A 14,384-nucleotide genomic window follows, 5' to 3' on the forward strand; every position below is an offset into this window, starting at 1 on the left:
CACCGTGACCGCCAGCAAGGACGCGGCGGATATTCCCGCCGTAGGTGATGCCGCCGACCATGCCAGCCTGCTCGAGGCGCTCGGCGTAGACGTACAGCCGGAGCTGTTGCGCCTCGCGCTCACGCACCGGTCGTACGCCTACGAGAACGGTGGCCTGCCGACCAACGAGCGCCTGGAGTTCCTGGGCGATTCGGTGCTCGGTTTGAGCATTACCGAGCGCCTGTATCTGGAGCACCCGGACAAGTCCGAGGGCGAACTGGCGAAGCTGCGTGCGAGCGTTGTCAACATGCACGCGCTCGCCGAGGTCGCTCGCGGACTCGGCGCCGGCGGTCTCGGCCGCCACCTGCTGCTCGGTAAGGGCGAGGAGCTCACCGGCGGCCGGGACAAGCCCAGCATTCTCGCCGATGGCATGGAGTCGTTGCTGGGTGCGGTGCACCTGCAGCACGGCATCGATGTCGCGCGGGAAGTGGTGCTGCGCCTGTTCGCCGCTCTGCTCGAGCGCGGTCCCCGCATGGGGGCCGGGCTCGACTGGAAGACGAGCCTGCAGGAGCTGACCGCCGAGCGTGGCATCGGCGTACCCAGTTACGAGATCACCTCCACCGGACCCGACCACGACAAGGAGTTCACCGCCACCGCGGTGATCGGCGGGAAGGGTTACGGCCAGGGGGTGGGCCGCTCCAAGAAGGAAGCGGAACAGAAGGCCGCGGGCGCGGCCTACAAGGCGTTGAACGCCGAGAACGCGCCCGAGGGTTCGGACGACGGCTCGCTGAGCTAGATGCCCGAACTTCCCGAGGTCGAAGTCGTCCGGCGCGGACTCACCGAGCATGTGGTGGGCCGCGTCCTGGACAGCGTCACCGTCAAACACCCGCGTTCGGTGCGACGGCACGCGTTCGGCGGGGACGACCTCGCCGCCCGGCTGACCGGTCTGCGCGTGGACGCCGCGCACCGGCGGGGCAAATTCCTGTGGCTCACCTTCGACGAGCCCGACACCTCCTTGGTCGTGCATCTCGGCATGTCCGGGCAGATGCTGGTCCAGCCCGCCTCGGCGCCGCTCGAGAAGCACGCGCACATCATCGCCACCCTCGACGACGGCAATGAACTCCGTTTCGTCGATCAGCGCACCTTCGGCGGCTGGCAGCTCTCCGATCTGGTCGAGGTGGACGGCACCTGGGTGCCCGAATCCGCGGCCCACATCGCCCGCGATCCGCTCGACGAGCGTTTCGACGCCGATTCCGTGGTGAAGACCTTGCGCGGCAAGCAGTCCGAGATCAAGCGCCTGCTGCTGGACCAGACCGTGGTCTCCGGCGTCGGCAACATCTACGCCGACGAGGCGTTGTGGCGAGCCAAGATCCACGGCGAGCGCCCCGCCGCCAAGCTGACCGGCCCCGCCCTGCACACCCTGCTCGCCGAGACCCGCATCGTCATGGACGAGGCCCTGCGCGCGGGCGGCACCTCCTTCGACGCCCTCTATGTCAACGTGAACGGCCAGTCCGGCTACTTCGAACGCTCCCTCAACGCCTACGGCCGCGAGGACGAGCCCTGCCGCCGCTGCGGGGCCCTCATGCGCCGCGAGAAGTTCATGAACCGCTCCTCCTTCTCCTGCCCGCGCTGCCAGCCCCGCCCGCGCGGCTGAGGGTTCTGGAGCGATCGAGCCGAGGGGTCGTGGAGCGATCGAACGGAGAAGTTCATGAAGCGTTCGATTGGCCCGAGATGCCGCCGTCAATGCCACTTTCGCGCCTGAGACCAGCAGGTTTTCTTCGGAGTCGGGCAATCCGACTATCTCAGACCCGGCCTGTCGTTCAGGTTCAGGCGCTACCTTTTCAGTAGCGGCACGCGTGGTGCCGGCTGGAGGAACACATGCGCAAACTGACTTACTACGTCGCGGCCACCATCGACGGGTTCATCGCCACCGATGACGGTTCGGTCGACTTCTTCCCGGTCGGGGGTGATCATGGGCCCGCGATCATGGCGCAGTATCCCGAGACGCTGCCCACCAAGGTTCGTCAGGTGCTCGGCGTCGACAAACCGTGCCAGAACTTCGACACCGTGATCATGGGGCGCAAGACCCATGACTTCGGCGTGCGGACCGGCACCTCCAGCCCGTACTCGCATCTGCGGCAGTTCGTGGTGTCCACGACACTGCCGGAGAGCCCCGCGGCCGGGGTGGAACTGATCTCGGCGGATCCCGTCGAGCGGGTGCGGGAGCTCAAGCGGGAGAAGGGGCTCGGCATCTGGCTGTGCGGCGGCGGTGAGCTCGCCCAGACGCTGCTGCCGGAGATCGATCAGGTGTTCCTGAAGCTGTATCCGATCGTGCTGGGGCACGGTCGGCCGCTGTTCGGCGCGGCCGGGCGGCTGCCCGAGCCGGCCAAGTTCCGGGTGCTCACCAGCCGGATCTTCGAGGACGGCGTCGCCTTCATCAAATACAGCCGGGTGCGCTGAGCACCGGCCCGCGCGTCAGAGGATCGCGACGGCCACCACCAGGCCGATCGCGATGTGCGCGGCCGCGACGACCAGGGACTCGGTGCTGAACTCCGGCTTCTTCAGCAGTTCGCCGATATCGATGCCGATCACGAATTCGAGCACCCGCACCGAGATCACCTGGGCCACAATGCCGACCAGGCCGTACACGGTGGCGGCCAGCAGCCCCTCGGACAGCTTGCCCGCCTGCGCGTAGATGGCCAGCACCACGATCAGCGCCATGCTGATCATGGCGGCCGCGCTGATCACGACGGCGTTGGGCAGCCCGCGCGACACCATGGCGCGCAGCGGGCCCGGAGTGGTCGCGTCCACGGCCTGGAAGCCGACGAGCATGAGCACCAGGCCGAGCAGGGCGTAGGCCAGGATGGCGCCTACGCCGCGGCCGAGCGAGTGCCAATACCCGGCTTCGAGGGCGAGAGCGGTGGTCATCGGTGATCCTCCGAGGTGTGGTTACTGCGGGATGCGGTGCGGGACGAAGGTGGAGCTGTCATCGGTGATGAGGCCGACGGTCTCCCGGATGCCGAGGCCCGCGGATGTGTCGCCCACGATCCAAGCACCGAGAACCGGTCGCATACCGTCGAATTCGGGCAGCGGGTCCAGCAATTGGTAGACGTAGCCCTCGTCGCCGTAGACGCCGCCGGTGGCGGTTTCCAGGCCCGCGCCGACGATGGTCATGTTCGCGCCCTCGCGGCCCAGTTTGGGTTTGCGGATGTATTCGGTGAGCTCGTGCGGGTCGTCGAGGTAGGTGGGCAGCAGATTGGGGTGGCCGGGGTACATCTCCCACAGCACCGCCAGGATCGCCTTGTTCGACAGCAGCGTCTTCCACAGCGGTTCGATCCACATGGTTTCCGGCAGCGACTCCACCACGCGGCGGCCGAAGTCGTCGTCCAGCGCCCATTCCCACGGGTACAGCTTGAAGATGGCCTCGATGGGGGCCTCGGCCAGATCCACGAAACGGTCCAGCTCCGTGTCGAATCCGACTTCCTCGATGGGCAGGGCGATGGTGTCGAACCCGGCCTCGGCGGCGGTCTCCTGCATGTAGGCGGTGGTGACATTGTCCTCGCCGGACGCGTCCGAACCCGACCAGGTGAAGTGCAGCTGCCGGCCGGGCAGTGTCTCGCGCAGTTCACCCCAGCGCTCGACCAGCTTCTCGTGCAGGGAATTCCACTGGTCGTCGTCGGGGTGGGTGTCGGTCAGCCAGTGCCACTGCACGATTGCCGCCTCCAGCAGGGAGGTGGGCGTATCGGCGTTGTACTCCAGCAGTTTCGCCGGGCCGCGGCCGTCGTAGCGCAGGTCGAAGCGGCCGTAGACGTGCGGGTCGGAGCGGTGCCAGGACTTGGTGATGTGCTCCCAGCTCCATTGCGGCAGACCGAAATCGGCGAAACGCTCGGTGAGGACCACCTGTTCGACGGCGTGCAGGCACATCGAGTGCAGCACTTCGACCTGCGCCTCCATGGCGAGGATCTCGTCCATGTCGAACTCGTAGTGCACCGATTCGTCCCAGTAGGGCCGCGGCCGGCCGTCGGGGTACTGCCCGGGGGAGCCGTAGACCAGACCCTGACCTTCGATGATCCGCTGCCAGCCTGGCCGCGGAGTGCTGCGAACCCGCCGCACTAGGAACCTCCACCGATCTTCGCTCCGAGGCCGCCGCGCTGAATCGTGCTGCCGCTCTTGGTCTTCACTGTCGCGCCCTTGGGGGCCACCGTGGTGCCACCGGTGGGCGCGTGCCCGATGGTGGTGTTGCCGCCGTAGTAGTAGCGGTAGGAGTGGCCCAGGTAGATGAAGGTGCTCGTGTGCGTTCCGGGGTGCCCGCCGGACGTGGCGCTCGAACAGTAGTTGTCCGGGACGACGATCTCCTGATTGTCGCGGTCGGCGGTGACGGTCTGCCCGTTGCCGATCGGGACGATCTCGCCCTTGTCGGCCACCACCGTGCAGGACGCGGTCACGTCGGGTCCGCTCCAGGCCGAGGCCACCAGGTAGCCGCCGCCGACCAGCGCCGCGATCCCCGCCACGGCCGCGCCGCCGATCAGGATCCGCTTCTTCTTGCGCTGCTTGGCTTCCGCGGCCTCCGCCTCGGCCTGCTGCTGCTCCTCGGCCCGTTTGCGCGCCTTCTCCCGGGCTCGCACCTCGGCCACCGTCGGCGGGCGCGGCTGGGTGATCCCCGCTTGCTGGGTGATGATGCTGCCGCGCCGCGGCGGTTCGGGGACCGCGGGCACCGGCGGGGCGTCGGGTTCCAGCGACGGCATCGGCAGGGTGAACGGCGGCTCGACGCCGGGCGGCGGGGTGACCGCGCCGACCGGCGCGACGCCAGCGGGCCCGAAAGCGCCCGCCCCGCTGCGGGATTCATCGGCCGGGGGATGCTCGCCCGCGCTCGGCGGGGTCGCGGCGGCCCCGGGCAGCGGCAGCGTCGGCTGGTTCCCGCCATGCAGCTCCTCGGCGGGCAGCCGGAGCGTCGGCGTGGGACCGGAGGCCGCGGAACCGGACTCATCGGGTGATTCGGGCGTGGCTGCGGGCTCGGTCGGTTCGGCCGGGTGGCCGGATTCGCCCGAAGCGGCGGATTCGCTTGGGGGAGTGGGCGGCTCGGAGGGGCGCGCGGGGTCGGGGGTGGGACGGTCCGGGTTGTCCGGACCGCCGGGACGGTCAGTGGCCATTCGTCGACTCCGTGGGCTCGCCGCGCGTTAGCGTTCTTCGAATCCTGTCATTCCGCCCGCGGCGGGACCCCAGTCTTCCACCACCAGATTTACCCGACCTGGTGTCGTACCGGAACGTAGCAGCTCGAGCAGCGATTCGCAGGCATCGCGGGGTCCTTCGGCGATGACGTGCACGCGGCCGTCGCGGTGATTGCGGGCGTAACCGGTCAGGCCGAGCTCCAGGGCGCGGGCGCGGGTCCACCAGCGGAAGCCGACGCCCTGGACCAGACCGTGCACCCAGGCGCTGAGCCGGACCGGGTCTGCGCTCATTCGTCGACGCGGAAGGTGAGGTTGACCGTGGTGCCCGCCTTCAGCGTGCGGCCGACGGTGCACACCTTGTCGATGGCGCGCTGCGCGGCGACCAGCAGCCGCTGCCGCGACTCCTCGTCGAGTTCGCTCAGATCCAGTTCGACTTCCTCGGTGAGCTCGGGGTAGAGCTCGTTCTCGCGGTCGGCGTCGCCGGAGACGTGCACGGTGGCGTCGAAGCTGTCGCCCAGGCGGCGCGCGAGGGTGAAGTCCGCGCTCAGGCCGGTGCAGCCGGCGAGCGCGATCTTCAGCAGCTCGCCCGGGGTGAACGCGCCGGGCACGCCCGCGGACGCGATGAGCACCTCGCCGCCGCGGTTGTTGCGGCCGGTGTAAGCGCGGGTGCCGGTGCGTTCGGCCCACAGCTTGACCGGCTCGGCCGCCGGGTCGATGGCGGTGGTCTGCGGTGCGGCGGTCTGTTCGGACATAGGTCAAATCCTCCCATTGGGTCACCCGGGACGACCATCTGGTCGCCGATCGTTCGAAACACCGAGGTGATCAGCGGAATTCCGCTATCCGCTCCGGTGTGACCTGCGTCAGGTCGCCGGCGACGAAGGCGGCCGTCGCGAGGGCGTCGGCGGCGGGCGGGTATGTGGGGTGCGGGACGGCGATCACCGTCATCCCGGCGGCGTGCGCGGCGCGCAGCCCGTTGCTGGAATCCTCGATCGCCACGCAGACGCCCGGGTCCAGGCCGAGGCGGGCGGCGGCCTCGAGGTAGCCGTCGGGGGCGGGCTTGCCGCGCTCGACCTCCTCGGTGGAGACCGTGGCGGCGAACAGATCGGTGACGCCCATGTGGTCGAGCACCACGTCGATGAGCCGGCGCGGGGAGGAGCTGGCCAGGCCGAGGGTGTAGCTCGCGGCCAGGCGGCGCACGCTGGCGGCGGCGTCGGGCATCAGCGGGAGGTGGTCGGCGTAGCGGGCGGCCATGCGGGAGATGACGTCCTCGGCGACCTCGTCGGGGGTGCGGCGGCCGTCGAGCAGGTCCTCGCTGAGGTACCGCGACCATTCCGCGGTGCTCATCCCCATGAACCGGTCCTGGGTGTCGGGCAGCCAGCGGCCGCGCATCTCGTCGATGTACTCGCGCCGCACCTCCTCCCAGATGGGTTCGGTGTCGATGAGCACACCGTCCATGTCGAACACGATCGCGGCAACAGGCATGGCGTCCATGGTGGTTCATGGCGGTCCACTGACTGGGACCGGCCTCCGGAACCGTGCCACCGGATCCCGTCCGGGGCTAGCGTCCGAAGCGGAACAGGCATACCCGCAAGTGAATACCGAGGTGGACCGTGGGCACGGTCAGTGACATCTATGACCCCGAGCTGTATGTGTCGGGACCGATCCACGAGATCTTCGCCGAACTGCGGCGCACCGATCCCGTGCACTGGCAGGAGATGCCGGGCGAGCCCGGGTACTGGGCGGTCCTCAAGCACGCGGACGTGGCGCATGTGGCCCGCCATCCGGAGTTGTTCTCCGCCGAGGTCGAGGGGGTGATCCTGGAGAACCAGCCGCCCGAACGGCTCGAACAGACCCGCAACATGCTGCTCATGATGGATCCGCCGCGGCACACCGAATACCGCAAGCCGCTGGCCGAGCACTTCAAGGCGCGGGTGATCGGCGAGATGGAGGATCGCGTCCGCGAACTCACCGTCGCTCTGCTCGACAGTGTCGACGGCGACGTGGAATTCGTGCACGACGTGGCGGGCGTGCTGCCCAGCCAGGTGGTCGGCGGGCTGTTCGGGATTCCGGCCGCGGACTGGCCGAGCCTGCGCCGCTGGGCCGAACAGTCGGTCAGCCAACAGGATCCGGACCTGGTCGGCGATTTCGATGTCACCGCCGAGCTCACCAATATGGCCATCTACGCCATCCAGTTTTCCATGGCGCGGCGCACCGAGCCGCCGAAGGAGGACCTGACCTCGCTGATCCTGGGCGGCTCCTTCGGCGGAAACGCCATGTCGGACCTGGAGTTCGGCAGCTTCTTCACCCAATTGGTGACCGCGGGCAACGACACCACCAAGACCATGCTCTCCTCGGGTCTGCAACTGCTGATGCGCCATCCCGAGCAGCTGGCCGCGCTGCGCGCGGACCCGTCGCTGATTCCCGGTGCGGTGGAGGAGATCCTGCGTTTCGCCAACCCGCTGCATTACTTCCGCCGCACCGCCACCGCCGACACCGAGATCCGCGGCGTTCCGATCAAGGCGGGCGACAAGGTGGCCATGTGGTACACCTCCGCCAACCGTGACGAGGACGTGTTCGCCGATTCCGGCCGCTTCGACATCCGCCGTAACCCCAACCCGCACTTGTCCTTCGGCCTGGCCCAGCACTTCTGCCTGGGCGTGCACCTGGCGCGACTGGAGGGCCGGGTGTTCTTCGAGGAGCTGCTGGCCCGCTTCCCGACGCTGGAGCAGACCGGCGACGCCCGCCGCATCCGCTCGAACCTCAACAATGGCCTGAAATCATTGCCGGTGCGCATGACCCGCTGAGCGCCACGCCGCCGACGCGCTGAACACGCGGCATTCGTCGCGAATGCCCGGCCACTGTTCGCGCGCCCATCACCGGGCCGACGCCGTGCCGTCACCCGCCCCGGCGAACCTGGCCCCACCCCGGGGAATTCGCCGTCGTGACCCGAACCCACGCCGGCCCTGCCGAGCCTCGGGGCGGGAACAGGATCGGGGAGCTCTCGGCGTGGAATCCTGCCCGATTCCACGTGCGGGGAGCTCCCTGATCTTCGCTACGGCTGGAAGCGGTAGCCCATGCCCGCCTCGGTGAGGAGGTGTTTGGGCTGGGACGGGTCGTCCTCGAGTTTGCGGCGGAGCTGGGCGAGATAGACGCGCAGGTAATGGGTTTCGGTGGCGTAGGACGGGCCCCAGACCTCGCGCAGGAGTTCGCGGCGGCCGACTAGTTTGCCCTGGTGGCGGACCAGCATTTCCAGCACGCCCCATTCGGTCGGGGTCAGATGCACGTCGCGGCCGTGGCGGGTGACCTTCTTCGCGGCGAGATCGACGGTGAAGGAAGCGGTTTCGATGACCGGCTCCGGGGTGTCGGCCGTGGTCGCGGAGCGGCGGACGGCGGCGCGCAGGCGGGCCAGCAGTTCGTCCATGCCGAAGGGTTTGGTGACGTAGTCGTCGGCGCCGGCGTCGAGGGCCTCCACCTTGTCGGAGGAGTCGGTGCGGGCCGAGAGCACGATGACCGGGGTGGTGGTCCAGCCGCGCAGGCCGCCCAGCACCTCGATGCCGTCCATATCGGGCAGGCCGAGGTCGAGGATGATGACCTCGGGGTGCTTCTCGGCGGCCGCGCGCAGGGCGGCGGCGCCGGTGGAGGCGGTCGTCACCTCGTAGCCGCGGACCGACAGATTGATGCGCAGGGCGCGCAGGATCTGTGGCTCGTCGTCGACCACCAGCACTTTGATCGGCGCTGCCGCCGCGTTGGTCACCTGTTCTCCTCGGTCGGGTCCCCGGGCTCGTCGCCCCCGGGCAGGTCGATCACCATGGTCAGTCCGCCACCGGGGGTGGGCTCCGCGTGCACGGCGCCTCCCATGGCGTCGACGAAGCCGCGCACCACCGACAGGCCCAGGCCGACACCGGTGGAGGTGTCGCGGTCGCCGAGGCGCTGGAAGGGTTCGAACAGCTGATCCTCCAGGCCGGTCGGTACGCCAGGTCCGGTGTCCACCACCGTAATCGCTACCCGCCGGCCGACCTGCTCGGCCGCCACCCGCACCACGGAATCCTTGGGCGAGTAGCGCGCGGCATTGTCGATCAGATTGGCCAGGACCCGTTCCAGCAGACCGGAATCCGCGCGCACCGCGATGGTGCCGACATCCACCTTCACCCGGTCCATGGTGGTACGGCGCATGCCGCGGGTACCCATGCCCATGAGCGCGTGATGCACCACCTCGTCGAGGTAGACCTTGCGCATCCGCGGCTTGATCACCCCGACGGCCAGGCGCGAGGAGTCGAGCAGATTGCCGACCAGCGCGGTCAGCTGATCCACCGATTCCTCGATGGTCTCCAGCAATTCGGCGGTGTCCTCGGGGGAGAACTCCACATCGTCACTGCGCAGGCTCGACACCGCCGCCTTGGCCGCGGCCAGCGGGGTGCGCAGGTCGTGGCTGACCGCCGACAGCAGGGCACGGCGCAGCTTGTCGGCTTCCATCACCGCCTGCGCGGCGCTGGCCTCGGCGCGCAGCTGTTTCTGCTGTACCAGTCCCGCCGCCTGATTCGCGACCGCGCCCAGCACCAGGCGATCCCCGGAGGTCACGGCTCGTCCTCGCAAGAGCAGCCAGTGCATGTCATCGCCCGCCTCCACCGCGGTCTCGGCGTCGCCGACCCTGGTCGGCGGCTGATCTCCCACCGACGCGATCACCTCGTCGTCGGTGACGAGGCTGACCGCGTCCTGGCCGTAGGTCTCGCGCGCGCGTTCGAGCAGGTCCTGCAGATTCGCGCCATGCAGCACGGAACCCGCGAACAGCGTCAGCAGCTCGGCCTGGCGAGAAGCCTTGCGCGCCTCGGAGGCTCGTTTGGCCGCCACATCCACCAGGGCCGCCACCGCGACCGCCACCAGCAGCAACACCACGATGGTGAGGAAGTTGTCGAGCTGATCGATGGTGAGGCTGTAGCGGGGCTGGGTGAAGAACCAGTTCAGCAGCACCCCGGACAGCAAGGCCGACAACGCCGCCGGAGCGACACCGCCCAGCAGCGCCACCGCGATGACACCGATGAAGAACAGGGCGCTCTCGCCGCTGAGATCCAGCAGCCGATCCAGCCAGAAGTAGGTGATCGCGCAGATCAGCGACGGCACGAACAAGGCCGCCGACCAGGAGCCCAGCTTGCGTTCGCGCCGGGTCAGCGCGGACCAGCGGAAGCCGCCCTTGTTGGATTCCTCGTGGGTCACCATGTGGACGTCGATCTTGCCGGAGTCCTGCACCACGGTGGCGCCGATGCCCTCGTCGATCATGCGCGCCCAGCGCGAGCGCCGGGAGGTGCCCAGCACCAGCTGGGTGGCATTGACCTGCCGTGCGAAATCCAGCAGCGCGGTGGGGACGTCCTCGCCGGTGACGGTGTGCAATTCGGCGTCGAGACCGGTCGCCAGGTCGCGCAGGCGGTGCAGCCGCTGCGTCGAGACTCCGGCCAGGCCGTCGCCGCGCACGATGTGCAGCACGATCAGTTCGGCGCTGGATTTGGCGGCGATGCGGCTGGCGCGCCGCACGATGGTCTCCGATTCCGGGCCGCCGGTCACCGCCACCACGACCCGTTCGCGCGCCTCCCAGGTGGTGGTGATCTGGTGGTCGGCGCGGTATTTGGCGAGCGCGGCGTCGACCTGATCGGCCAGCCACAGCAGCGCGAGCTCGCGCAGCGCGGTCAGATTGCCGGGCCGGAAGTAGTTGCGCAGCGCGGCGTCCACCTTCTCGGCGGCGTACACATTGCCGTGGGACATGCGGCGCCGCAACGCCTCCGGCGTGATGTCGACCAGTTCGACCTGGTCGGCGGCGCGAACCACCCAGTCCGGCACGGTTTCCCGCTGCACCACCCCGGTGATCTGCTCGACCACGTCGTTGAGGCTCTCGAGGTGCTGCACATTGACCGTGGACACCACGTCGATACCCGCGTCCAGCAGGTCCTGCACGTCCTGCCAGCGCTTCTCGTGCTTGCCGCCGGGAATGTTGGTGTGCGCCAGCTCGTCCACCAGCACCACGGCGGGGTGCCGCCGCAACACCGCCTCGACATCGAGTTCGGGCAGCGTCGCGCCGCGGTACTCGACCAGCTTGGGCGGAATGCGCTCGATTCCGGCGAGCAGCTCGGCGGTCTTGCTGCGGCCGTGGGTCTCCACGACGGCGGCCACGACGTCGCGCCCGCGCTCGAGTCGCCGATGGGCTTCGGCGAGCATCGAGTAGGTCTTGCCTACGCCGGGGGCGGCCCCCAGATAGATCCGGAGTTGACCGCGTTTCACTCGTCCATCATCGCGCGAGGTGCGCGGATGCCCTGCGGCGCCATGCGGACGGGTTCGCGGCGGGCTTCGGCGTTGGCCATCACGCGCAGGATGAGCGCGCAACCGAGGAACCCGAAGATCACCATCAGGGTGACGGCGACGTGCGGCACGGTGTCTCCTTGTATGTGTGCGGATGCGCCCGGGGCCGCACGGGCGCGCGGGCGGGCTCTCCACTTCTTACCTCCGATGCTTGCCGAGTCGCCGTTCCTGACGGTTTCTTTACGGCCGTGTCCCGCGTTGTTGACAGGATCCGCGCGCGGGATCGGAGACCGGCCATGTCCTTGAGCCGGAAATAGCTACTGATCAGCTACTATTCGTGACGCGCGTGTCCCATCACCGGTAGTCAGGGGAGCATTTCCAAGTCGAATCCAGCGAGAGGGTGGTCGAATGGCTCGTCGGTATGGAGGATTTCGGACCAGCGCGTCGCGACGCGCTCTGCTGCCGATCGTCGGCGCGATTCCACTGGCCATCGCGGTGACCTGCTCCGTCGCTACCGCTACCGCCACCGCCGACGCCGCGGTCCAACCCGGCGACCCGGCCCCCGTGCTCTTCGAGCAGCTTCGGACCGGCTTGTTGCAGCCCGGCGCGCCGGCGATTCCCGCCGCCATCCTCGATCAGGCGAAGTACGCCGCGGCCGCCGCCCAGGCCGCCGTCGGCGCCGGACCGCACCCGGTCCCCGTCGCCGGCGGCTACTCGGAGAACGCCACCAACCTGAACGTGGGCAGCGGCGCCGCCGGTCTCATCATCGGCGCGCTCGTGGGGGTGGGATCGGGCGCGGTGATCGGGGCCGTGCCGGGAGCACTGGTCGGGGCCGCGGCCGGTGCGGCCGTCGGCGGGGTCGCGGGTGGTCTCGCCATGGGTGTTCCGACCCTGGGAGTGGGTGCGCCCTTCGGGGTCGCGGGTGGCGCCCTCGCGGGGGCCGGCGCCGGTGCCGCGCTCGGTGCGGTGCTCAGTGCGATCGTCGCCGGCGTCACCATCGGCGCCATCGGCGCCGCCGTCGGTTACGAGCTCGGCGCGGGCACCGGGACCGGCAACGCTCTGCAGGGCGGCTGAGCGAGCGACCGCCACCGCCGGCACCAGATCTCGCGTAGGCGGTGTGGGAACCCTAAGCTGACGTCCGTGAATTCCGGGCGGGCAATGGTCGACGGGCGTTTCGAGTTGATCGAACCCCTCGGCAGCGGTGGCATGGGCACGGTGTGGCGGGCGTACGACGTGGCCCTGCACCGCGAGGTGGCGCTGAAGGAAGTGAAGGCCGAGGGCGAGGCCACCGCCGCCGAGGTCCAGCGCGAACGTGTACTGCGCGAAGCCCGCGCCCTGGCCCGCATCACCCACCCCAATGTGGTGGCCATCCACCACATCGTGGACACCCCCGCCGAGCCGCATCCGTGGATCGTCATGGAGTTGGTCGCGGGCGGGTCGCTGGCCGACCGGCTCGGTGAGGGGCCCATGACGCCGGTGCACGCGGCGTTGGCCGGGCGCGGGATTCTGGCCGGATTGCGGGCGGCGCACGCGGTCGGCGTCCTGCACCGGGATGTGAAGCCGCCCAATGTCCTGCTGCGCACCGACGGGTCACCGGTGCTGACCGACTTCGGGATCGCGGCGGTCAACGACCTGACCGGGCTCACCTCCACCGGCAGTGTCGTCGGCTCCCTGCCCTACGTCGCCCCCGAACGCCTGCAGGGCCACGAGGGCAACCCCGCTTCCGACCTCTGGTCGCTGGGCCTGGTGCTGTTCGCCGCCGTCGAGGGCTACCAGCCCATGCGCCGCGACACCGACGTCGCGACCCTCGCGGCCGTTCTCATGGGCTCGGTCCCGCCCCCACGCCAGGCCGGCCCCCTCACCCCGGTGCTGCAAGCCCTGCTGGTCCCCAACCCCGGCCACCGCCCGCCCGCCGACCAGATCGACCACATGCTCGCCCAGGTGATCGCCACCGGCGACACCGCCCCGGAACAGCTTGCCCGCCAGCAGCCTTCGGGCGCGCACGGCACCGTGACCGCCCCGCAGGATCTGACCCCGCAACCCCCGGTGTTCCTGGCCGGGCAGTCGCACCCGGGATTCGCGACGGCGGCTCAGCCGCAAGCGTTTCCGGCGACTCCGCCCCCGCAGGGATTCGCGACGACCGTTCAGCACCCCGGTGGCTCCACCGCACCGCAGGCGTTCGTGCCGATGTCGCCGAACCCCACACCTGGTGCACCGCAACGTAATACGCGGCCATGGATCTTCGCTGGCGTCGGCGTGGGCCTGGCCGCCGCCGTGGTCGCCGCCACCGCCCTGTGGCCCTCCTCCGGCGACGCCGGCGGATCGGGTCTGCCCACCGGACCGGCCGACCCCAGCGGCATCGTGCTCAGCAGCGACGTCGCCCTACCCACGGTCATCGCGCCCACCACGGTCAAAGGCGCTCCCGCCGTCGACCTGCTGACCCCCGACGGCATCCGGAAGGCGATCGCTGCCCTGGAGAAGGCCACCGGCGGAAAGCAATTCACCGAAACCACGATCTACCCCGAGTAGGTCGGCACCGGCGCGCCACTCCCGAACGAGCCCAATCACTACGACAAGTTCCAATACCGCAACGGCGCGGCCACGCGCCAAGGAGCCGGCGGTCAGACCGAATCCACGATCGAGCTCGCCTCGATCAACTGGGACATCCTCCCCGACCTGCTCGCCACCGCCGCCCAGCAGCTGAAACTCGCCAACCCGACCAGTCGCTACATCATCGTCGACGCGACCTCGCCGCTGACCAAGCAGCCCGGTCTGCGCGTCTACTTCTCCGACGCATACAAAGGGGGCGGCTACATGGCCACCACCCTCGACGGCACCATCGTCAAGACCTTCGTGAATTGATCACGCCGCCACGCCGGCCTCGATGCCGCCGGTCTGCGCGGTGAAGGGCCACTAGGGTCCTCCGCTTCGGTCGATGGCGATCTCGTCGTG

15 protein-coding genes are annotated in these 14,384 nt (G+C 69.5%); 6 read left to right on the plus strand and 9 right to left on the minus strand.

From position 1 onward, the window contains the following. The first annotated feature begins 4 nt into the window (after window positions 1–4). The 3 genes from rnc (at window position 5) to ACWELJ_RS05815 (ending at window position 2,439) form a co-directional block, all read left to right on the plus strand. Window positions 5–775 (plus strand): ribonuclease III, encoded by a 771-nt coding sequence (gene rnc / locus ACWELJ_RS05805; RefSeq protein ID WP_452365024.1) that lies wholly within the window; start codon window positions 5–7, stop codon window positions 773–775. Continuing rightward, on the plus strand, window positions 776–1,633 hold the full coding sequence (gene mutM / locus ACWELJ_RS05810) for a bifunctional DNA-formamidopyrimidine glycosylase/DNA-(apurinic or apyrimidinic site) lyase (protein ID WP_452365025.1): 858 nt from the start codon (window positions 776–778) through the stop codon (window positions 1,631–1,633). Between the two features lie 224 nt (window positions 1,634–1,857). After that, entirely contained in the window at window positions 1,858–2,439 is a 582-nt protein-coding gene (locus ACWELJ_RS05815) for a dihydrofolate reductase family protein (protein WP_452365026.1), read from the plus strand. Window positions 2,440–2,454: 15 nt separating this feature from the next. Here the strand turns inward: ACWELJ_RS05815 and ACWELJ_RS05820 are convergent, their stop codons facing one another. The 6 genes from ACWELJ_RS05820 to ACWELJ_RS05845 form a co-directional block, all read right to left on the minus strand. After that, a complete protein-coding gene (locus ACWELJ_RS05820) occupies window positions 2,455–2,907 on the minus strand; it encodes a DUF350 domain-containing protein (protein ID WP_452365027.1) in 453 nt (150 codons plus the stop codon). A gap of 21 nt (window positions 2,908–2,928) precedes the next feature. After that, the gene (locus tag ACWELJ_RS05825; protein WP_452365028.1) at window positions 2,929–4,092 is read right to left on the minus strand and encodes a glutathionylspermidine synthase family protein; all 1,164 of its coding nucleotides are present in this window, start codon (window positions 4,090–4,092) and stop codon (window positions 2,929–2,931) included. Next, window positions 4,092–5,129 carry a hypothetical protein gene (locus ACWELJ_RS05830; protein WP_452365029.1) on the minus strand — a complete coding sequence of 346 codons (1,038 nt, stop codon included), beginning with the start codon at window positions 5,127–5,129 and terminating at the stop codon, window positions 4,092–4,094. Before ACWELJ_RS05830 ends, ACWELJ_RS05825 begins: the two co-directional genes overlap by 1 nt. Before the next feature lie 27 nt (window positions 5,130–5,156). Next, a complete protein-coding gene (locus ACWELJ_RS05835; protein WP_452365030.1) occupies window positions 5,157–5,438 on the minus strand; it encodes an acylphosphatase in 282 nt (93 codons plus the stop codon). Then, window positions 5,435–5,899, minus strand: coding sequence for an OsmC family protein (locus tag ACWELJ_RS05840; RefSeq protein WP_452365031.1), 465 nt, complete (start codon window positions 5,897–5,899; stop codon window positions 5,435–5,437). Before ACWELJ_RS05840 ends, ACWELJ_RS05835 begins: the two co-directional genes overlap by 4 nt. Before the next feature lie 70 nt (window positions 5,900–5,969). Then, window positions 5,970–6,629: an HAD family hydrolase gene (locus tag ACWELJ_RS05845; RefSeq protein WP_452365032.1), complete on the minus strand. Its 660-nt coding sequence runs from the start codon at window positions 6,627–6,629 to the stop codon at window positions 5,970–5,972. A 128-nt stretch (window positions 6,630–6,757) separates the two neighbouring features. Between ACWELJ_RS05845 and ACWELJ_RS05850 the strand changes: the two genes are divergently transcribed. Beyond that, the gene (locus ACWELJ_RS05850; protein ID WP_452365033.1) at window positions 6,758–7,951 is read left to right on the plus strand and encodes a cytochrome P450; all 1,194 of its coding nucleotides are present in this window, start codon (window positions 6,758–6,760) and stop codon (window positions 7,949–7,951) included. Between the two features lie 248 nt (window positions 7,952–8,199). On the opposite strand, the gene ACWELJ_RS05855 is transcribed toward ACWELJ_RS05850, so the two are convergent. Genes ACWELJ_RS05855 through ACWELJ_RS05865 form a run of 3 tightly spaced genes read right to left on the minus strand, consistent with a single transcriptional unit; the run spans window position 8,200 to window position 11,563 of the window. Then, window positions 8,200–8,901 carry a response regulator gene (locus tag ACWELJ_RS05855; protein WP_452365034.1) on the minus strand — a complete coding sequence of 234 codons (702 nt, stop codon included), beginning with the start codon at window positions 8,899–8,901 and terminating at the stop codon, window positions 8,200–8,202. Beyond that, window positions 8,898–11,414: an ATP-binding protein gene (locus ACWELJ_RS05860; protein ID WP_452365035.1), complete on the minus strand. Its 2,517-nt coding sequence runs from the start codon at window positions 11,412–11,414 to the stop codon at window positions 8,898–8,900. Before ACWELJ_RS05860 ends, ACWELJ_RS05855 begins: the two co-directional genes overlap by 4 nt. Then, window positions 11,411–11,563: a hypothetical protein gene (locus ACWELJ_RS05865; protein ID WP_452365036.1), complete on the minus strand. Its 153-nt coding sequence runs from the start codon at window positions 11,561–11,563 to the stop codon at window positions 11,411–11,413. The genes ACWELJ_RS05860 and ACWELJ_RS05865 overlap by 4 nt, the downstream gene beginning before the upstream one ends. A 277-nt stretch (window positions 11,564–11,840) precedes the next feature. Here ACWELJ_RS05865 and ACWELJ_RS05870 point away from each other — a divergent pair, with 277 nt between their 5' ends. Both ACWELJ_RS05870 and ACWELJ_RS05875 read left to right on the plus strand, forming a co-directional pair. Beyond that, window positions 11,841–12,506, plus strand: a complete 666-nt coding sequence (locus ACWELJ_RS05870) for a hypothetical protein (RefSeq protein ID WP_452365037.1) — start codon at window positions 11,841–11,843, stop codon at window positions 12,504–12,506. Window positions 12,507–12,572: 66 nt separating this feature from the next. Continuing rightward, window positions 12,573–13,961, plus strand: a complete 1,389-nt coding sequence (locus ACWELJ_RS05875; protein WP_452365038.1) for a protein kinase domain-containing protein — start codon at window positions 12,573–12,575, stop codon at window positions 13,959–13,961. The last annotated feature ends 423 nt before the right edge of the window (window positions 13,962–14,384 follow it).

It is taken from the genome of Nocardia sp. NPDC004582, from assembly GCF_053602115.1.